This is a genomic window from Micromonospora sp. 050-3 (assembly GCF_046549335.1).
GTDB lineage: Bacteria > Actinomycetota > Actinomycetes > Mycobacteriales > Micromonosporaceae > Micromonospora > Micromonospora trifolii.
Map to the genome: position 1 here is coordinate 1,529,306 of NZ_JAJPVX010000002.1, position 17,968 is coordinate 1,547,273.

Annotated in this window: 19 protein-coding genes and 1 pseudogene; 4 read left to right on the forward strand and 16 right to left on the reverse strand. The window is 68.8% G+C overall.

What is annotated here, in order from left to right:
- Positions 1 to 15: 15 nt before the first annotated feature.
- The 6 genes and pseudogenes from ACLJOK_RS22090 to ACLJOK_RS22115 form a co-directional block, all read right to left on the reverse strand.
- Positions 16 to 174, reverse strand: coding sequence for a DUF397 domain-containing protein (locus ACLJOK_RS22090; protein WP_410820584.1), 159 nt, complete (start codon positions 172 to 174; stop codon positions 16 to 18).
- An 8-nt stretch (positions 175 to 182) separates the two neighbouring features.
- A complete protein-coding gene (locus tag ACLJOK_RS22095; protein ID WP_410820585.1) occupies positions 183 to 521 on the reverse strand; it encodes a Scr1 family TA system antitoxin-like transcriptional regulator in 339 nt (112 codons plus the stop codon).
- 156 nt (positions 522 to 677) lie between these two features.
- On the reverse strand, positions 678 to 1,907 hold the full coding sequence (locus tag ACLJOK_RS22100) for an MFS transporter (protein WP_410820586.1): 1,230 nt from the start codon (positions 1,905 to 1,907) through the stop codon (positions 678 to 680).
- Positions 1,908 to 1,920: 13 nt separating this feature from the next.
- Positions 1,921 to 2,031: pseudogene (locus ACLJOK_RS22105) on the reverse strand (hypothetical protein); the annotation flags it as partial.
- 74 nt (positions 2,032 to 2,105) lie between these two features.
- Complete coding sequence (locus ACLJOK_RS22110; RefSeq protein ID WP_410820587.1) at positions 2,106 to 2,522, reverse strand: hypothetical protein; 417 nt, start codon at positions 2,520 to 2,522, stop codon at positions 2,106 to 2,108.
- 329 nt (positions 2,523 to 2,851) lie between these two features.
- On the reverse strand, positions 2,852 to 3,196 hold the full coding sequence (locus tag ACLJOK_RS22115) for a YnfA family protein (RefSeq protein WP_410821561.1): 345 nt from the start codon (positions 3,194 to 3,196) through the stop codon (positions 2,852 to 2,854).
- 279 nt (positions 3,197 to 3,475) lie between these two features.
- Here ACLJOK_RS22115 and ACLJOK_RS22120 point away from each other — a divergent pair, with 279 nt between their 5' ends.
- Positions 3,476 to 3,997 carry a hypothetical protein gene (locus ACLJOK_RS22120; protein ID WP_410820588.1) on the forward strand — a complete coding sequence of 174 codons (522 nt, stop codon included), beginning with the start codon at positions 3,476 to 3,478 and terminating at the stop codon, positions 3,995 to 3,997.
- Positions 3,998 to 4,063: 66 nt separating this feature from the next.
- Here ACLJOK_RS22120 and ACLJOK_RS22125 read toward each other — a convergent pair whose 3' ends face one another.
- Positions 4,064 to 7,186, reverse strand: a complete 3,123-nt coding sequence (locus ACLJOK_RS22125; protein ID WP_410820589.1) for a hypothetical protein — start codon at positions 7,184 to 7,186, stop codon at positions 4,064 to 4,066.
- A 54-nt stretch (positions 7,187 to 7,240) separates the two neighbouring features.
- The gene (locus tag ACLJOK_RS22130) at positions 7,241 to 7,876 is read right to left on the reverse strand and encodes a TetR family transcriptional regulator (RefSeq protein ID WP_410820590.1); all 636 of its coding nucleotides are present in this window, start codon (positions 7,874 to 7,876) and stop codon (positions 7,241 to 7,243) included.
- 95 nt (positions 7,877 to 7,971) lie between these two features.
- On the opposite strand from ACLJOK_RS22130, the gene ACLJOK_RS22135 reads away from it, so the two are divergent.
- Together ACLJOK_RS22135 and ACLJOK_RS22140 are read left to right on the forward strand one after the other, a co-directional pair.
- Positions 7,972 to 8,910, forward strand: coding sequence for an oxidoreductase (locus ACLJOK_RS22135; RefSeq protein WP_410820591.1), 939 nt, complete (start codon positions 7,972 to 7,974; stop codon positions 8,908 to 8,910).
- A 76-nt stretch (positions 8,911 to 8,986) separates the two neighbouring features.
- Positions 8,987 to 9,337, forward strand: coding sequence for a DoxX family protein (locus tag ACLJOK_RS22140; RefSeq protein WP_410820592.1), 351 nt, complete (start codon positions 8,987 to 8,989; stop codon positions 9,335 to 9,337).
- 8 nt (positions 9,338 to 9,345) lie between these two features.
- Here the strand turns inward: ACLJOK_RS22140 and ACLJOK_RS22145 are convergent, their stop codons facing one another.
- From ACLJOK_RS22145 to ACLJOK_RS22175, 7 genes are all read right to left on the reverse strand, one after another.
- Positions 9,346 to 10,053 (reverse strand): ABC transporter ATP-binding protein, encoded by a 708-nt coding sequence (locus tag ACLJOK_RS22145; protein WP_410820593.1) that lies wholly within the window; start codon positions 10,051 to 10,053, stop codon positions 9,346 to 9,348.
- Positions 10,054 to 10,073: 20 nt separating this feature from the next.
- Positions 10,074 to 12,926 carry an FtsX-like permease family protein gene (locus ACLJOK_RS22150; protein ID WP_410820594.1) on the reverse strand — a complete coding sequence of 951 codons (2,853 nt, stop codon included), beginning with the start codon at positions 12,924 to 12,926 and terminating at the stop codon, positions 10,074 to 10,076.
- An 87-nt stretch (positions 12,927 to 13,013) separates the two neighbouring features.
- Positions 13,014 to 13,232: a hypothetical protein gene (locus ACLJOK_RS22155; RefSeq protein WP_410820595.1), complete on the reverse strand. Its 219-nt coding sequence runs from the start codon at positions 13,230 to 13,232 to the stop codon at positions 13,014 to 13,016.
- Between the two features lie 199 nt (positions 13,233 to 13,431).
- On the reverse strand, positions 13,432 to 14,178 hold the full coding sequence (locus ACLJOK_RS22160; RefSeq protein ID WP_410820596.1) for an AfsR/SARP family transcriptional regulator: 747 nt from the start codon (positions 14,176 to 14,178) through the stop codon (positions 13,432 to 13,434).
- Positions 14,179 to 14,198: 20 nt separating this feature from the next.
- Positions 14,199 to 16,013 carry an ABC transporter ATP-binding protein gene (locus ACLJOK_RS22165; protein WP_410820597.1) on the reverse strand — a complete coding sequence of 605 codons (1,815 nt, stop codon included), beginning with the start codon at positions 16,011 to 16,013 and terminating at the stop codon, positions 14,199 to 14,201.
- On the reverse strand, positions 16,010 to 16,525 hold the full coding sequence (locus tag ACLJOK_RS22170) for a TlpA family protein disulfide reductase (protein WP_410821562.1): 516 nt from the start codon (positions 16,523 to 16,525) through the stop codon (positions 16,010 to 16,012). Before ACLJOK_RS22170 ends, ACLJOK_RS22165 begins: the two co-directional genes overlap by 4 nt.
- Positions 16,526 to 16,600: 75 nt before the next feature.
- Positions 16,601 to 17,146 (reverse strand): MauE/DoxX family redox-associated membrane protein, encoded by a 546-nt coding sequence (locus tag ACLJOK_RS22175; RefSeq protein WP_410820598.1) that lies wholly within the window; start codon positions 17,144 to 17,146, stop codon positions 16,601 to 16,603.
- 161 nt (positions 17,147 to 17,307) lie between these two features.
- Between ACLJOK_RS22175 and ACLJOK_RS22180 the strand changes: the two genes are divergently transcribed.
- Positions 17,308 to 17,778: a S26 family signal peptidase gene (locus tag ACLJOK_RS22180; protein ID WP_410820599.1), complete on the forward strand. Its 471-nt coding sequence runs from the start codon at positions 17,308 to 17,310 to the stop codon at positions 17,776 to 17,778.
- A gap of 58 nt (positions 17,779 to 17,836) precedes the next feature.
- Here ACLJOK_RS22180 and ACLJOK_RS22185 read toward each other — a convergent pair whose 3' ends face one another.
- Positions 17,837 to 17,962: a hypothetical protein gene (locus tag ACLJOK_RS22185; protein WP_410820600.1), complete on the reverse strand. Its 126-nt coding sequence runs from the start codon at positions 17,960 to 17,962 to the stop codon at positions 17,837 to 17,839.
- Between the last annotated feature and the right edge of the window lie 6 nt (positions 17,963 to 17,968).

Sequence of the window (17,968 nt, forward strand, 5' to 3'; positions counted from 1 at the left end):
GGTGACGAAGGCCGACTAGGCGGTCAGGCCGAAGGTGAGGGTGCCGTCGGCGCGGTCCTTGCTGTCGCGGACCAGCACCCGGCCCGGCAGGTTGTCGGCGACCTCGACGCAGTCGCCGCCATTGCTGCCGCTACGGGTGCTCTTGTGCCAGTTTGGGGCGTCGCTCATGTTCATGAATCACCCTAAGGATCAAGTCGCGGGACATCACAGGATAGCGCTCGCGCGCAGATGGCTTCCCAGACAGCTGCCGCGTAGTGCACGTCCTTCGTCCTGGCGCCGATCTCACCCTCAACCAGGGTGTCGAGGTATACCAACGGCGATCCGTCCAGAAGAGTGGCGATTGCAAAAGCGCCCTTGAGTCCCGCGTGCACGCCTGCCGTGAACGGATTTTCCCGACTCCGGTACGGTATGACTAAAACGATCGACGCACAAGGACGCCTACACCCATCGCTTGAGTGGTCCGGCAGGCGGGTGCTCGTCGGGTGCTCGCCCGCCGTGGACAGGTAGGCATCAGGTGGCACCCGGCGGCTGCAGAAACCGGATCAGTGCGCGTGTGTAGGACCGTCGGTGCCGCATGGGACCAATGAACATGACATAGACGTGACTCTTAATCCGCGGGTTCGGGGTTCGAGTCCCTGGCGGCGCACCAGCAATATTCAGGGGGCATGACCAATTGGTCATGCCCCCTGAATTGCGTTGTCCGGCAGGGCAGCGCGGATCACGAGTGGACCACGACGTCCCAGCGCCCACACGATGAGCGCGAAGCAGCAGAGCGCCGTTCCCGCGATGGTGACGGCTGTCCAGCCGCCCGCGGACCAGAGCGCGGTAGCGCCGGCAGAGCCGATCGCGGCGCCGACGAAGTTGCCGGTGGCCAGCGCGGTGTTGAGTCTGCTCCGGGCCTCGTGCGAGAGGGCGAACAGCCGCGCCCGGTTGAGCAGGGCCTGCGTCTGGAGGGCGACGTCGAGCATGACGATCACGATGATGACGAGGACGACGGACCGTACGGCGAACGGCGCGACGATGAATGCGGCGAGGGCCAGTACCCAGGCCACGCCGGTGGCGGGAAGCGACCAACCGCGATCGTGCAGCCGTCCGCCGCGCAGGCCGGAGAGGACGCCAGCGAGACCGGCCAACCCGAACAACCCGATCACCGCCACCGCGAACCGGAACGGCGGGCCGCTGAGGAGGAACGTCAGCGCCGTCCAGAACAGCGAGAACGCGGCAAACCCGGTGGCGGCCAGGACCAGCGTCCATCGGACCGCCCGCTCGCGCACGACCACCGCGCCGACCGAGGCGATGAGCTGCGCGTAGGGCATGCGGGTCCGCGGTGTCAGCTGTGGAATCGTGCGGTAGAGCACGATCGCGAGCAGGACGGCGACGACCGCGGCGAGGGCGAAGATCGTCCGCCACCCGGCGGCGTCGGCGACGAGGCCGCTGATCGTGCGGGAGGCCAGGATGCCGGTGAGGGTCCCGGATCCGACGACGCCGACGATCCGGCCGCGCTGGGCGTCGCCGGCAAGGTCTCCGGCGAGCGGGGTGAGGATCTGCCCGGAAATCGTCGTCACGCCGAGCACGCCGAGCGCGAGGAGGAGTACGCCGATCGACGGCGCCAGCGCGCACAGCAGCAGTGCGGCGGCCGAGGTCAGCAGCATGATCGGGGCGAACCGGCGGCGGTCCAGGACGTCACCGAGCGGTACGAGAAGCAGCACGCCGACGGCGTACCCGAGTTGCGTCGCGGTGACCAGCCAGCCGGCCGTCGCGGTCGTGACGCGTAGATCGCCGGCGATGAAGCCGAGCAGTGGCTGGGCCCAGTACAGGTTGCCGACGGCCACTCCCGCCGCCAACGCGAACAGGAACGTCAGCCGGCGGCTCATCCCCGACGGCGGTGCCATGCGGGGTGCTGCCACCCTGCCACGCTACGGCGCGGGCCAAGCGTCCGAAGTTCGGGTCGGGTTGGAAGGTGGCGACGAATCCGAATGCGCCGAGGGCGATGACTCCGGCGGCGATCCACCACAGGCCGCGGTGCTTGCGTCAGCGTCCTGCCCGGCGAAACGTCGACGGCGAACGCCGGCCGGCCGAGGCGAACGCCGGCCGGCCGTCCTCCGTCACGCCACAATGTCCCAGGTCGTTCGACACTTCTCGTCGGAGCCGCCCGCGCCTTTGCGTTCGCAGGCTTCCACAAAGACTCTCGTGCCCGGCAGCAGTCTGACGTAGTAAGGCTCGGAGCAGGTGCCGCTGCCGTTCGCCGCGTGGAGCGTGACCTTGGCGTATACGGGCTCCCACCAGATGCGGCCAATGGTACGGCGACCGTCCGGTGCGCCCTCGTCGCAGGCGCTGAACGACGCATCAATCCCGGAGTTGGTGTAGATGGCGAAGCCGTTGCCGGCGGAGTATGGGTCGGCCGAATACACGACCACGGGGTACCCCGCCAGAGCGGTGCTCGGGGTGGCCACGAGCCCGGTGGCCGTGAGCACCAACGCCATCAGCGTGGCACCGAACCAGCGTGAACTCTTGCGGATCATCGGCAATCTCCTACCGTCGACAAACGATCGGTGTGGTCGTCACGATCGATGATGGGCGCGAGCCGTCTGTGGATGACAGACGCACGGACAGTTCGGAACAGGTCCGAACGCCTCCGGTGCACTGCTTGATCAGGACGGCGGCCTCCGACCACGGGGTCCTGCTCAGGTGTAAGGAGTCGTTGCAACACCGGCTCGTTGCAGCGACCATAGGTGCACGTCGACCACTCGTTCGCCCTGTTATTCGGCCTGATCGATGAGGGCTGCACCCGCATCCTCGGCTCTGTCGAGGGCGAGCCAGATGTCAAGGTCGCGGAGCTCGTCGAGGGCGATCAGGAGCCGCCTGCCGAACGCGGCGCGTACATGATCAGGGCGACGCCGATCAGGCAGATGCCGGCGCCGATGAGGTCCCAGCGGTCGGGCCGGAACTTGTCGACGATCACGCCCCAGGCGAGGGATCCGGCGACGAACACGCCGCCGTAGGCGGCGAGGATGCGTCCGAAGTTCGGGTCGGGTTGGAAGGTGGCGACGAATCCGTACGCGCCGAGGGCGATGACTCCGGCGGCGATCCACCACAGGCCGCGGTGCTCGCGCCAGCCCTGCCAGATCAGCCACGCCCCGCCGATCTCGAACAGGGCAGCGACGACGAACAGCAGGACAGAGCGGACGACGGTCATCCGTGGACCGTACCGATGTGCCCGCGGCCCTCGGTCGTGCCGGCCCATTTCGAGGCCACCGATGCGGGGGGCGGCCAGGGTGGTGGCGACCATGACGATGGTCTCGCCGTACGGCATCCGCTTGAGTGTGGCCGGGGCGACGGAGTGCCAGTCGAACGTCGACACCGCGACGATGATCATCACGGCGACCGGCGCAGCCACCCCCTGCCTGCACCTCAGCGCGGAGGCTGCCGAAATGATCTCTCTCCACGTGGTCAGGCGGCGATACATTCCCCCGGTATGACCCTCGCCGCGATTCGGGAAGACGTCGCCATCATCGACGCCCTGCTCCGGGACATCGCTGACCGTCCGGTGGATCTGACTGATCCGGACTGGCCGTCGAAGCTGTCTGCCTCAGCACCGCCTGCGGAGGAAGCCGGGGTGGCAGCCGAGGCCGCTGCGGCCCTGACCGCTCTCCTGGACATCTACGAGTCCGGTGACGAGGCGGCCAGGGACGAAGTCCGCCGGATCTTCCGCGCCCATCGAGCCTTCAGCTGGGGAGTCGGCCTCAGCCTCACCGGTGAGTGGCCGTCCGCCGCCGCCGAGTTCCGCCGACGACTGGTCCACGTCTCCGCCCGGGACCAGTCCGACGACCCGCGCGACGACCTCATGGTGATCTGGCAGTTGTGCGAGTCGGCACGCGCACGCGGGGTCGACGTCGAGCCCATCGTTCGTGCCGTTGCGGGCATCTCGGGTGAGGTCGACCATCTCGGGATGGGTTCCACCCGCCTCCTGATCCTGCGAGGCCTGGAACGCCACTGAAGCGGGAACGCCACTGAAGCTGGCATAAGGCGTTGCCGGCGCCCGGAGACGCCGGCAACGCGTGGGTCAGTTGGCGTGGGTCAGGCGCGTGGTGATCCGCAGGCCCATGAGGGTGTCGTTCATCCACGGCACCCGCTCGCGGTGCAGACCGGCGGTCATCTGGTCCGCCCACACCTCGTACCGCTGCATGAGTGTGTTGGCGCGGGACCGCGCGCTGGTGATCAGGCAGTCGCCCAGTGGGTCACCGGGCAGGTTGGACGAGTCGACCGCTGGCTCGCAGGGCACCTTGAGGCTGACCTGGTCGCGCAGTGGGCGGCTGGGGTCGAGCGAGCACGGCGTGGGCCCGCAGAGGGCGTAGTTCCCGCTCGCCTTGGAATAGGCGTTACCGATCTTGGCGTCCGTCGGCATGTTGACCGGAATCTGGTACTGCCCGAACAGGTTCGCGGACAACACGTCGTCCGAGTCGAGGGCGTTGGGCAGACCCAACCGGGTGTACGCCTGGAGCAGCCGCGCCGCAGTGTTCACCTTCTTCAGGGCGGTGGGCACCGCCCCGCTGACCTGGGTGCTCTGGTCCCGTACCCGGTCGTACATGGACTTCTGTCGGGCCTGGAGGAAACCGCGCAGGGTCGGAGTCAGCGTGGCGTCCAGCGCCGTGTTGTTCACCGCCGTTGCGCCGCTCTCGAAGGCGTAGCGTCCGGACGGCCATTTCTGGGTCAAACCCTGTTCGGGCGTGGTCTCGCTGTCACAGTTGAAGAACTCGCAGTCGACCTGGTAGACCTGCTCGTCCGGCCAGGTGTAGTCGGCGGTGCGCCCGTTCTGCCAGGCCGTGTTCGAGTTCAGCCGGAACCGGCTGTGGATCTGCAACCGCAGCTTGCCGTAGTGGCGGATCACCCCGGTGCCGTAACCCGTCGTACGCGTGTAGACCCAGCTCGGCGTGTAGCAGTAGCCGACCTCGGGCAACTCCCGTACCCCCGCCGGCGGCTCGTCGTGGCGCGGTGTGTACGCGTACTGGAGTGCCCGCACCATGTTCGACATCAGTTCGTAGCGAACGTTGCTGGGTCGGCCGATCTGCCTGCTGCCCTCACACGCGGGCACCGTCGCCTCGTCGGCCTTCGCCGGCGCCGCGGCGAGCGGCTTGTCCGTGTCCCAGAACAGGTCGTAGTCCTTGAGCGTCTTCACCTGTACGCCATTGGCGTCCGGTTCGTAGCGGACCTGGACCTCGTTGCTCCGGAACGCCCGCAGCGCTGTCGACAGTTCGTTGGTGGCGGCGACGTACTCGTTGACCAGCCCGGTGACCAGGCCGTTGGCGTTGCCGTTGGCCGGCCGACCGAAGCTGGCCGCGAGGTCGGCGATGCGGGTGCCCTCCGCCTCGATCTGCGCCGCGCGGCCGGCGCTGACCTGGGCGGCGTACGTCGGGTTCTGCAGCATCAACATGGCGTACGCCTGCGCGCCGAGGTTCCACACCGTCGGGTTGCCGACCGGCGTGGACGGTTCGACCATCGACGGGTCACGTCCGTTGGCGACCCGGGCCAGGTAGTTGATCGATCGGGCTTCGCCGAAGCTGTTCAGTACTGTGGTCGGGTCGACCGCCGGGTTGTCGGCGTCGGTCTTGGGCACCACGAAGGCGGCGCCGCTGGCCAGCTGCGTCGAGGTCAGGTGGAATTCGTTCTCCGGGCCGACGAACTCGTTGTACGTCGGGATGGGTTGACCGAAGTTCTCCCGGTAGCCGATGTACTTGTTGATGTCGGCGCGGGCGTCGTGCAGTGTGGCGTCGCCGATCGCGGCCAGGACGGTGGCGGCGATGTCCTCCAGGCGCAGGCCGAGCTGAGCGACCTGCTGCTGGACGAGGGTGATCTGCGCGGTGTTGCCGGCGATCGCCGCGTTCAGTTTGTCGAACTGGGCCATCATGTTCGCGTACACCGTGTTGATCTGCGCCTCGACCCGCGCGAAGCTGGCGCGCATCTCGTCGCCGAGGGCCCGCACCTCGTCGCGCAACGCTTTGACCTGGGCAAGGATCTGCGCGTCCAGCGATGGCCCGCTGCTGCCGAAGAGCCCGACAACCGACATCACCGCACCGAAGATGTTGCCGGTCATCGCCAACGTCGCGGTGCTGAAGATCGAGCCCGCGAGGCCGCGGCCGGCGATCGCCGCCGCGTACTTGGAGATCGCGCTGATCGTGGTGAGGACCGCCTCCCCGATCACCTTTGACTTCTTGCCGGCGTCGGGGTCGGCGAACCCGATGATGGTGGAGACCATGCCCACTCCGGCCTTGACGTCGGAGATCGTCTGTTGCCGGGCCTTGTCCCGGTCCTCGGCGGCCTTCTTTGCCGCCGCGGTGCACGCGGCGCTCGGCGGGCCTTCCGGCGGACACTTGCTGTTGTTTCCGCCGATCTCGAGACGGATCTCCAGGCTCAGGCCGAGCAGCTCCGCGTGCAGGGACGCGAGCTGCTGCTTGGCGGCCGCGACGTACGCCACCGAGTCGTCCCGCAGCGCCAGGATCGCGTCGAGGTCGACATGCGAAAGTCCGGGATCCTGCTGGAGCTCCTCGTAGGTGCTGGTGATGTCCAGCCCGACCGGCGCACCGAGGACGGCGTTCCAGGCGGTGGCGACGGGCGCGCTGGCGGCCCCCGCCTGTCGGGTCGCGGACCACACCGCGGCGAGAGCGTCATCGCGGCCGCGCAGCCACTGGGCGGTCCGCAGCGCGCCGGAGGCGAGTTCCTCGCGGGTGTCCCACGGTTCGACCGTCTTGCCGATCACGGCCCCGACCAGGCCGGTGATCTCCGGCGAGGTCCGGGTGTCGCCGCCGGGAGCGCCGAGCAGGATGTCGACGGACTTGAGCAGCAGGTCCTGTTCGGGCAGCAGGAGGTCAAACGTGGTCAGCGAGCTGTCGAGCAGCTGCTGGCGTTCGGTGAGCTGGATCTGTGCCTGTTTGTCGGTGGCGTTCGGGTGCAGCCGGTGCCACTGGACGAACTCGGCCGACAGCACGACCGTGGTGATCCGAGCGGCGCCCTGGAGATGGATCTCGGCGACCTGGCCGAAGGCCCGGTCGGTGAGCGCTGCCTGAGGGATGGGGACGGGGACGGGATCGGCCGACGCGGGCTCACCGAAGAGCACGCTTGCCGCCGTGACCGCGATCATCGCCAGCACGGCAGTCCCGCGCCTGGTGCGCGTGGAACGTTTGAATGTCATGCCGCGAACGTATGAAGCGGCCTGAAAGGGCGCTGAAACCGCGCTGACTCGCGCTCAGCCGGCGGCGGGTGACGCGGCGGGCGCGTCGAGGGCCGGTGCCACGACGGCGAACGCCTGGTCCATCAGCTCGGCCAGGTGCTGCTCGTCGTCGCCCGGCTGCCACCGTTGGAGCACCGTGTCGAGTGCCAGCAGTGCCATCCCGGCGGCCATCCGGGGGTAGGGGTCGCTGTGGGGGTCGAGGCGACGGCGGTCGGCCAACTCGGCGGCCAGCTCGGCGCGCCACTCGATCTGGCGTTCCAGCCAGCGGGCGTGCAGTGCGGGGGTGTCCAGGATCAGACGGACGACGACCCGGGCTCGCTCGGAGTGCTCCGGGTGGTCGTTGCAGGCGGCGAGCGGCACCCAGAGAGCGTGGCGCAGCGCGACCGACGGTGGCTCGGCGGCCGGCCGGGCGGCGAGTTCGGTGATGATGTCCGCGCTGGTGTCGGCCAGGAACCGGACGACCACGTCCTCCTTGGACGCGAAGTAGCGGAAGAAGGTACGCCGCGACATGCCGGCCGCCGCCACGATGTCGTCGACTGTCACCACGTCGAAACCCTTTGTGGCGAGCAGCATCAGGGCGGCGTCGCGCAGTTCGTCGGCAACGAGCTGGCGTTTGCGTTCGGCCAGGCTGCTGTCCGCGCGAGATCTCATCCGCCGATGCTACGTCATCGGGTGCTACGTCATGCCCATGTTGGCATTCTGCGCACTACTTGACACTGGGTGCCACCCACAGCACAGTGGGTCCCATGACTGTCGATGGCTGGTCCACTGACCAGATTCCCGACCTGAGCGGCCGTACCTTCGTCGTCACCGGTGCCACGGCGGGCCTCGGCCTGGTCACCACGCGGGCGCTCGCCGTCCGCGGTGCGCGCGTCGTGCTGGCCGTCCGCGACGAGGAGCGGGGTCGCCGGGTGGCGGCCGACATCGCCGCGACCCGACCCGGCGTCGATCTGGAAGTCCGGCGGATCGACCTCGCCGACCTCGACTCGGTCCGGACGTTCGCCGACGGAATGCACGCCGACCACCGTCGAGTGGACGTGCTGATCAACAACGCCGGGGTGATGGCACTGCCGCGCACTCTCAGCCCGCAGGGGCACGAGGTGCAGTTCGCCACGAACCACCTCGGGCACTTCGCTCTCACGGGGCTCCTGCTCGACCTCCTGCTGGCCGGCCGGGATCCACGGGTGGTCACTGTCACCTCGGTCAACCACCGGCAGGCGAAGGTCCGCTTCGCCGACCCGACCGGCGAGCGCGGCTACTCCCCGATGGGCTTCTACAACACGTCCAAGCTGGCCAACGCCATCTTCGGCTACGAGCTGCACCGGCGGCTCACTGCCGTGGCGAGCCCGCTGGGCAGCTTCCTGGCCCACCCCGGCTACACCGCGACGAATCTGCAGACCAGCGCCACCACGCCGATCTGGCGGCTGCTGCTGGGCCGGATCGGCAACCCACTCCTCGCCCAGCCGGTCGACAGCGGCGTCTGGCCGCAGCTGTTCGCCGCCACCGACCCCGGGGCGCAGCCCGGCCAACTCGTCGCCCCGGGTGGGCCGGGCGAACTGCGCGGCCACCCCGCGCCGGCGAAGCTCTCCACCGCCGCGACCGACCCCGAGCACGGCCGCCGTCTGTGGGAACTGTCCGAACAGGCCACCGACGTACGGTTCGGCTCGCTGCGACCAACGAGCTGATCACGGCGCATCCAGCAGCCGTCACGTTCCGTCGCGCCAGATCGTCCAGGGGGCGAGCAAACACAACGGAGGAACCATGTTCGCTGCCTATGTCACGATCACCATTCTCGCGGCGGTCTTCACCGGCATCGCCGCCGTCACCTACCTGATCGGTCACGACTATCCCAAGGCCCAGGCCGACATGAAGCGTGTGCCACGGTCGTGGTTACCGCGGCTGGGCGTGGCGCTGGCGGCAGGCTCGTTGGGGTTGCTGGCCGGCTTCGCCGTACCGCTGCTGGGCACCCTCGCCGCCGCCGGGCTGGTGCTGTATTTCATCGGCGCGCTCATCGCGCATCTGCGCGTCGGCTCCCGCCAGTTGGTGGGCCCGGCCGTATTCTTCGTCACCGTGGTGGCCGCGCTGACAGTGAATGTGCTCTACCACTGGTGATCCGTTAGCTATGACGTGAGGCACCCGTCCCGCATCTGGACGGCTCGGTCGCAACGCGCGGCGATACCGGTGTCGTGGGTGGCCATGATGAGGGTCGTGCCCTGCTCGTCGCGCAGCCTCAGCAACAGGTCGACGATCGCGGTGCCGGTCTGACTGTCGAGGTTGCCGGTGGGTTCGTCGGCCAGCAACAGGGCAGGTTGGTTGATCAGCGCGCGGGCGATGGCGACCCGTTGCTGCTGCCCGCCGGAGAGCCGCGACGGCAGGGCGGCGGCCCGGTCGGCGAGCCCCACCATCGCCAGCAACTCGTGTGCCCGAGCGGCCTTGTCGAAGTCGGTGCGGAACGGGATCAGCGGCGCCATGACGTTGTCCAGGGCGGTGAGCGTGGGCAGCAGGTGGAACCGTTGGAACACGAAGCCGACCCGTCGCCGGTAGGCGGCCAACCCCCGGCCGGACAACCGGGTCACCTCCTGGCCGCCGACCTCGATGGTGCCACCGTCAGTTCGTTCGATGGCGCCGATCAGGTGCAGGAGCGTCGACTTGCCCGAGCCGCTCGGCCCGGTCAACGCGATCGCGGTGCCGGCAGCGATCGCCAGGCTGACGTCGTTCACCGCGACCAGCGGTGCGCCGTCGGGGAGTGGAAAGGACTTCCGTACCCGGGTGAGACACACCAGCGGCATGGTGACAGTGCTCGACGTCGCAGCTGACGTCCGTTCCATCGGACCTACTCCTTTGCCGCTCACCCCTCGGCGAGCAGGTGGGCGGTGGGCAGTCGGCGGAGCACGGCGATCGGTACCACCACCGACAGGGCGGAGACGGCGACGCCGAACACCAGTGCGGCTCCGGAACACCAGAGGATGGCAGCGGTGACGCCCCCGGCGAAGGCCGCCGCCGCGCCGAGGCCGGCAGCGGCACCGAGCGTGCCGCCGATGGCACCCATGCCAATGGCCTCGATGATGACCAGCCGGTTCAGCATGGCGTCGGTCCAGCCGACGGCAGCGAACAGGGCGAACTCGGCGGCGCGCTCGGAGATGTTGAGGTAGAGCACGTCAGCGACCGACACGATGCCCAGCACGATCGTGACCGCCACGGCGATGTGATCAACGGTGCGGGCCTGGAGGGTGACGGCATCACCGAGCAGGGTGCCGGTGATCGCCCCACGGAACGCGAACGTGATCGCCAACAACATGGTCAGCGCGGCCACCCCGATCGTCAGACTCAGCGCGCCGAGCGCGGTCCGACCGGGTGTGCGGGCAAGGTTGGCCAGCGCGAGGGTGGCCAGCCGGCGCGGCGCCTGCCGGCGGAGGGCGAAACCCGAGACGGCGGGCCGGATGATCTCGCCGGGGTCCGGCCGGGCGGCCCGCCAGGCCGGCCAGCCGCCGGCGAGCAGGGCCAGGGCCACCGCTGCGGGTACGGCGAGCAGGGTGTGGCTCCACGCGATGTTCAGCCCGAGACCGAACGCGATCCCGAGCGCCAGCCCGGTGCCCGCGATGCCGGCGGCGAGGCCGATGCCGACGATCTCGATGAACATCAGCTGGAGGAGGTGCCGGCGGCCCCAGCCGAGGCAGGTGAGGATGCCGAACTCGGTGCGTCTGGCACGGATGGCGGCGGTGTTGGCGTTGAGCACTGCCAGCGCGCACACCGCGAGCACCAGGACGGACAGCAGTACGCTCTTGCGGTCGGCCGCGCGGACCAGCACGGACGCGACGCCCTTCTGCACCCAGGGCTCGGCCACGGCGAGGTCGGGCCGACCGTAGTTGCCCGCCGGGTAGTGCACCGTCATCGCGGTGGGGGACGACCCCAGTGTTACGTCGACCTGTAGGCCGGTGCGTTGCGCGATCTCCTCGGCGATCACCCGGACCCGCTCCCGGGAGACTGGGTCGATGCCGACGTCTCCGGCCAGCCGGACCCGCACCACGCTGATCGGCGCGGTGGTGTTGAGCTGGTACTCCGGGTAGCTGGGCTCGGTGCTGTACGCGCCGGGGTCGAAGACGGCCGGCAGCGCCGCCATAGTGGTGAGCATCAGCGGTGGTTGGCTGAGCAGGCCGGTGACGTTCGAGTTCGGGGCCAGGCGGCGGCCGCCCAGCGCCTGCCGGGACGCTTCGTCGGCGCCCTCGGCGCCCGGGTTGAAGTAGGTGTCCATCGGCACCGCCGACAGCGCGCTGCCCAGCGAAACCTTGGCGGGGTCGAAGGTGCCCACCGCACCGAGCGCGGCATCGGGCATGCTCACGTCCCCTGGTTGCTCCTCGTACCCGTGCGCCAGGTTCCGATGGACGGCGACGCCGCTGCGCACACTGGTGTCGGCGAACTCCATCGGAACGTGCCGGGACGACCCGCCGTCGTCGGCGCCCTGACCCCAGATCTTCAGGTCGTACGGATCGGGCTGGGCACGCAGACCATCCCCGGCCGGTACCCGCTTCGGCGGTCCGACGGTCCAGAACTGGTCGAGCCACCTGGTGTTCGCCGTTGCCAGGTCGTACTCGACGCCCAGGTCGTCGGGGCGGAGCATCCGGTTGATCAGGTCCCGGTACGGCGCTTCGGACGACGTCGTCCGTTGGGTGACAGGGGTGCCGGACTCGTTGGCCAGCGCGGCGCGTAACCGCTGGTCGTCGGCGGTTCTCCGGACCAGCTCGGGCACGTCGGGGCCCAGGCGCTGCACTGTGACGTTGAGCGTCCGGTCGACCTGGGGTCGGTCCGCGATGAGGATGGGGAGCACCGAGTAGGGGTACGGCATTCCGTCCAGTCGCCGCGACGTCGGCGCTTCCGCCGAGGTGAAGTATCGGCCCGAGGTGACGGCCTGGTCCAGCGCCGCCAGCGCGGCCTCCGACTCCGGGTCGACCGCGGCCATCAGGAACGGCACCGTCCATGCCAACGTGACGGTCGGCCGCGTCGCCTTCCCCTCGCGATCCGTCGAACCCAGGCCACCGACACAGGTCAACGACGATCGGGCTCGGAGGTCGGTCGGTGCGAGCCAGTCGTCGGTGTCGATGGCAGCTGCCGCTGGGCAGATCTTCACCCGTTGGCCGTCGGCGTCGACCTCCTCCGGCGGTGGCAGGCCCCCGCCGCTCTTCAGCTCGCTGTTGGGCACCACCTCCAGCCGGTTCCGCGTCGCGTAGAGAAACGCCGGCCCGTCCGGGATCTGGCTCAGCCCCGCATCCGTTGCCCAGGTCGGCTGGACCCGTAACACCTGACGCTCGGCGGTCGGGTCAAGGTGCTCCGACAGGTCGACAGTCACGGGCACGGTGCGCATCACGTACCCGACCATCGCGACAGGTGCCGCCACCGACACCCCGCGCACCGCCTGGATCTCGCGCCACTGATCGTGGGTGATGCCGCCACGCATGCCCGCCAACTGACCCGACTGGACCAGATTGCGCTCCTGCTCCAACGGCAGCACCGCGTCCTTAGGGCGTACCAGCAGGTCGTAGACCGGGCGGTAGTTGGCGCTGACCGCGCCCACCGTGTCCAGCCGCGAGGTCACCGCGGCCCCGGTGAGCAGGGTGAACCCCGCCACCGCGACGGCGATCATCGAGAGCAGGGCCAGCGACCTGCGCAGCCGTACTCGCCACTGCGACGCGGCTATCCCCAGCATCGACGCTCCGTGCCCTGCATCGTTGGTCCTCCAGCATGAGGCCGTCGGCCGGATGGGGACATCCGGCCGACGGCCGCGATTCGACGATCAGCAGCAGCCCGTGGAGTAGCTCACGGAGGACGCGTTGCAGTCTCTCGCCGTGTTGGCGTAACAGCGGACCTGTCCCGCGACCACCTTGTTGTAGTAGTAGTAGCAGAAAGGCCCTCCACACCCGACATAGGCGAGAGTGCAGACGTTGCACGCGGACGCCGTGGCCTTCGGCAGCAGCGTGGCCAGTAGCTTGTCGGCCAGCCTGTTGATAATCATACGACCTCTCTCCTTCTCCGCAGGTACGACGGTATGTCGACAGAGGTCACGATGTCATCGACCGCTTACGATCCGCTAACGGTGCGCTAATGCCCCGTCGATCGGCTGTTGGGCGGCATTCGCGCTGGTCATGGCCGACGGTCACGCGATGGTGGCGGCGTTGTCGAGGGGCGCCGACGGCGGCAGGCAGGTGACAGCGCTACCGCTGGCTGTTCTCGCGCATGATGCTGATCAGCCGGCCGATTCGTTGACCGGGAGCGACACCGAGGTCCCCGGCCAGGATCTCGCACAACTGGTCGTGAGCGGCCAGGGCGGACGCGATGTCACCACGCCTCATGTGTGCCTCGATGAGGTGCTCCCAGGCCCGTTCCCGGTACGGCCACTGGCGTACGAGTGGCTCCATCGCGTCGATGACGGCGTTGTGGTCACCGAGGACGAGTTGCGCCTCGGCGAGGTCCTCCATCGCCCGCCACCGTCGCTCGTCTAGTGACGCCGCCACGACCGCCACCCCAGCGGATCGGGCATCGACGCAGGCGTCCCCCCGCCACAGCCGCAGTGCCGCGGAGAGCGCGGCGACCCGGCGTTCGGCACCTTCGGGGAGCCGCGCGCCGGCGCCCCGCTGCGTCATGTCGTCGAAACGGGCGAGGTCTGTCGATGCGAGACGGGCGCACAACAGGTAACCCGGCGGGCGGGTCTGCAGGATGTTCGCGGCGTCCGGCCCGCCGAGCCGCACCAGGCTTCGCCGCAGGGCGCAGACGTGGCCCTGTAGCTTCGTCGTCGCCGTCGCCGGCGGGTGGTCGTCCCAGATCACCTCGATGAGGCGGTTCACGGCGACCACAGTGCCCAGGTTGAAGGCGAGCGCCGCCAGCAGTGCTCGCCTGCCCAGGCCGCCGACGGCCATCGGCTGCCCGCCGACACTTGCCTCGATCGGACCCAACAGTGACACTCTGAGCAGGGTGTTAGCGTTCACATCGACGTCCGAGTGGTGATCGCGTCGTCGTAACCGGATGCCTGGAGTTGGAACAACTCGGCATAGCGCCCTCCCGATGCCATCAGCTCGTCGTGGCTGCCCTGTTCGAGGATGCGGCCGGCGGCCAGCACGGCGATGCTGTCCGCCTCCCGGACGGTGTTGAGCCGGTGCGAGATGAGCAGGCTGGTGTGTGTGCGGCGCAGCGACATCAACCGCTGGTTGATCTCGTGTTCGGTCGCCACGTCGAGACCTGACGACGGTTCGTCGAGGATCAACACGTCCGCGCCCTCCCTGAGCAGGGCTCTAGCCAGCGCCAGCCGCTGCCACTGGCCCCCGGACAGCACCACCCCCACCCCGGGCAGATCTCCGTCGCTGAAGGCTCGCGTCAGCATGGTGTCGTACCCGTTCGGAAGCGCAACCAGTGTGGAGTCCATGTCGGCCGTCGCCGCTGCTGCCCGTACGCGGGCACGGTCGTCCACCGCGCTGATGTCGCCGACCGCGATGTTGTCGTGGGCGGAGAACTCGTAGGTCATGAAGTCCTGGAATGTCGCCCCGAGACGGGCGCGGAGCGAAGCCGGGTCGATGGTGGTGATATCGATGCCGTCCCACCGAATGACGCCCTTGTTCGGGACGTGGAAGCCGCAGAGGAGCTTGACCACTGTCGACTTTCCGGCGCCGTTGTCGCCCAGCAGGGCGAGGGACGAGCCGCAGGGGATCCGCAACGTGAGACCGCGCAGGACCCAGTCGTGCTCGGGGGCGTACCGGAACCAGACGTCGTCGAACTCCAGGCCTCGCTTCAGTGGCGGCAGGGCGGGCAGCGGAACGGCACGTCGGGCCTCGCGGATCACCGCGGTGATGTCGACGTAGTGGCCGAACACGATCAACGTCTCGCCGAGCATCGCGATCTGTCGGACCAGGCTCGACGCGGACATCTGCAACGCGGTCAGTGCCGCGATCACGAGTACGAGGTCGCCGACGGTGCCGTGTCCGTCGACCACCCGTGCGACGAAGACGGCCAGCGCGACCAGCGAGACGATGCCAGTCAGCGTCGCGAGGGCGCTGTCGACCCACAGGGCCAGCCGGTCCTGGTGACGTTCCTGTCCCTGTGCCGCGCGCAACTCTCGCAGCAGGCGACCCTGGAAGAACTGGCCGAGCCCGAACAGCCGGATCTCCTTCGCGGCGCGCATGTCCAGCAGGAGTGCCGCGTAGAACGTCTGCCGGCGGAACATCGGTATGGTGCGTTCCATCATCGCCCCGCGCATCCGAGCCAACCGGATCTGGGCCACGAGCGTGGGCAGCACCGCCAGCATGACCAACGCGCTCACCAGGGGAGACCAGCGCACCAGCGTCACGCCGAAGGCGACGATGGTGATCATCTCTTGCCCGATGCCCAGGACCATGCTGTTGAGCTGGGTCGGTGCGAAGCGGCTCGCCTCGTGGGCGAGCCGAAGCCGATCATGAAACTTGCTGTCCTCCAACTCCGTCAGCCGAGGGTGCGCCGACACCGCGGTGAACAGTTCCTGCTGCGTGCGTATCGTCACCCGGCGTTCCGCGTCCCGCTGTACGTACTGCGAGACGTGCAGGATGACTGGTGACACGATGGCCAGCGCGCCGAAACCGGCGACACCGAGCCAGATCGTCGACGTGGCGTCGGCGGAGAGACCATCGATGAGCGCTCGGGTGAACCAGGCGGTGGCCACCGCGGTCAGACCACCCACCACCATGATCACGATGCTCACCGCCGCCGCCCAGGGCGCGGCGCCGAAGTAGATCCCGAACGCGCGACGCATCAACGCTGCCGACCGCCTCATCGGCTGCCCAACACCTCGCTCAGGTCATGCCCGCGTGCCGCCAACCGTCCGTCCGCGCCGAACAGCACGAATGACGGAGTGCCCTGCACCTGGAAGGCGGCCATCACCGCGCTCGGACTGTCGTCCATGACGAGGAGGCCGGCCTTCCGCAGCGTCGGGCCAAGCTCGTCGGTCATGCCCTCACCCACCGTGAGGAAGCTGACCACCCGTACGCCCGTGCCGCCGAACTCCTCGGCGCGGTCGACCAATTTCTCCGCCTGCGCGGGGCAGTGTCGGCATCCGGCGGAGAAGAACCCGATGAGGGTCGGGCTGCCCGCGAGGTCGGCGCTGGAGACCTGGCCGTCCGGTGACACGAACTCTGGCAGGGCGGCGCCGACCGGTAGCCCCGAGGCGGGCGGCGAGTTCATCTCGATGAGTTTCGCCTCCGTCTCGCGTAGCCGCCTGATGACTGCGGCGCTCAGCGCGAGATCGACCAGGACGAGCGCCGCGAGTATGGCGACAGCGGTGGACATAAATAGCACGGTGGGCTCCTTGGATCGGGGCGTCGAAGCGCAGCGCACGAGAAGTGCGCGATCGATTGGAGATATTCAGCGGGCGTGGGACGCTCCACGAAGGAGCCAGGTGAGGTCGTCAAGCCTGACCAGCGTCGTGACGATGAATCCCGCTAGGGAAAGAGCCAATATGAGGTGCGGCGGCTCTAGACTTCTGAGCGATATGGCGGGCTGGGTGATCGCGCCAAGAAGGGCGCCGGCTGCCGCGCTGGCGAGGAAACCACTGCGAGCGACGTGCCGCCACGCAACGGGTGTGTCGGTCGGGCCGAAACAGTGGCATCCCGCCGTGGACCCTTGTCGGACGGCCCGTGCGAGCACGACGGTGAACGCGCCGAAGAGCAGCACAGCTGCGGCCAGGCCGATGACCGCGCCCCCGGGCCAGAGGACAAGCGCCAGTACGGCAACCTCGGACGCGATCGATGCCACCGCCACCGGGCGGGACCAGCGCACGGGGGCAACCCGCAGTTGGGCAGTGGCGTCGGCGAACGCGCGAAAACTCATTCGGCTACGCACTTTTCCGATGACAGATATCGCAAGAACGCCGGCCAGCGTCAAAATGGACACGACAACAGCGACACCCATATCGTCCCCCATTCCCCGTGGCGCCCATGTGCCCGGGTCTGAGTCGCACAGACCTCAAGAACCCCGGCTGGGAAACCCGAGATTATCGGCGTGCTTCAATGCTGTCAACGGGTTGATTTGCCGGCGGAAAGATGAGAGGAATACCCCTCGAAGGGGGTCTCATGCCCGATGAGTCGCAATTCCTGCTCACCGTCCTGGGTGGGTTTGCCGCGCTTGCGGTACCCGTCGTCGGCGTTGCCGTGGCGCGTCGGAGACTGATGTTGGTCGACGTGATGGGTGACAGCATGGTCCCCACTCTGGCTCACGGCGACCGCCTCGTGGTGCGCCGAACGCGCAGGCTCCGGGCCGGCGGCATCGTCGTCGCGCGCCATCAGGAGGGTGCACCCCGGAATGCCGTTGCGGGCTCTCCCGCGTCCGCCTGGCTGGTCAAGCGCCTCGTGGCGCTGCCAGGCGACGCCGTCCCGGAAGTGGTCGCCCCGGCCGTCGGCGCCGGGGTGCGACAGGTGCCGGCCGGTATGGCCGTGCTGCTCGGCGAGCATCCGGACAGCGTTGACTCGCGCCGGTGGGGATTCGTTCCGCTGAAAGACATTGAGGGTGTTCTGGTCAAGCGGCTGGGGTCTACCGGCCGGTAGGGCAGGCAGGCATTGCCCAGTCATTGGCGTGCATCTATAGTTGCGCGGATCACAACAATCATGGCCGTGGTGGCGCGGCCGGGTCGTCGAAGCGCTTCGACGATTCGTCGTTCAGGCCCGTCAGCCGGGTGTCGAGCCTGGTCACGTCGGTCGCGGCGCCCCGCTGGGCGTCTTCGTACGACATGAGGAG

Bases quoted from the DNA above. Each gene is read 5' to 3' on its own strand.
- ACLJOK_RS22155 (WP_410820595.1), bottom strand. From the start codon at position 13,232: ATGATTATCAACAGGCTGGCCGACAAGCTACTGGCCACGCTGCTGCCG.
- ACLJOK_RS22115 (WP_410821561.1), bottom strand. From the start codon at position 3,196: ATGACCGTCGTCCGCTCTGTCCTGCTGTTCGTCGTCGCTGCCCTGTTC.
- ACLJOK_RS22165 (WP_410820597.1), bottom strand. From the start codon at position 16,013: ATGAGGCGGTCGGCAGCGTTGATGCGTCGCGCGTTCGGGATCTACTTC.
- ACLJOK_RS22120 (WP_410820588.1), top strand. From the start codon at position 3,476: ATGACCCTCGCCGCGATTCGGGAAGACGTCGCCATCATCGACGCCCTG.
- ACLJOK_RS22140 (WP_410820592.1), top strand. From the start codon at position 8,987: ATGTTCGCTGCCTATGTCACGATCACCATTCTCGCGGCGGTCTTCACC.
- ACLJOK_RS22180 (WP_410820599.1), top strand. From the start codon at position 17,308: ATGCCCGATGAGTCGCAATTCCTGCTCACCGTCCTGGGTGGGTTTGCC.
- ACLJOK_RS22175 (WP_410820598.1), bottom strand. From the start codon at position 17,146: ATGGGTGTCGCTGTTGTCGTGTCCATTTTGACGCTGGCCGGCGTTCTT.
- ACLJOK_RS22150 (WP_410820594.1), bottom strand. From the start codon at position 12,926: ATGCTGGGGATAGCCGCGTCGCAGTGGCGAGTACGGCTGCGCAGGTCG.
- ACLJOK_RS22185 (WP_410820600.1), bottom strand. From the start codon at position 17,962: ATGTCGTACGAAGACGCCCAGCGGGGCGCCGCGACCGACGTGACCAGG.
- ACLJOK_RS22145 (WP_410820593.1), bottom strand. From the start codon at position 10,053: ATGGAACGGACGTCAGCTGCGACGTCGAGCACTGTCACCATGCCGCTG.
- ACLJOK_RS22170 (WP_410821562.1), bottom strand. From the start codon at position 16,525: ATGTCCACCGCTGTCGCCATACTCGCGGCGCTCGTCCTGGTCGATCTC.
- ACLJOK_RS22090 (WP_410820584.1), bottom strand. From the start codon at position 174: ATGAACATGAGCGACGCCCCAAACTGGCACAAGAGCACCCGTAGCGGC.
- ACLJOK_RS22125 (WP_410820589.1), bottom strand. From the start codon at position 7,186: ATGACATTCAAACGTTCCACGCGCACCAGGCGCGGGACTGCCGTGCTG.
- ACLJOK_RS22135 (WP_410820591.1), top strand. From the start codon at position 7,972: ATGACTGTCGATGGCTGGTCCACTGACCAGATTCCCGACCTGAGCGGC.
- ACLJOK_RS22130 (WP_410820590.1), bottom strand. From the start codon at position 7,876: ATGAGATCTCGCGCGGACAGCAGCCTGGCCGAACGCAAACGCCAGCTC.
- ACLJOK_RS22110 (WP_410820587.1), bottom strand. From the start codon at position 2,522: ATGATCCGCAAGAGTTCACGCTGGTTCGGTGCCACGCTGATGGCGTTG.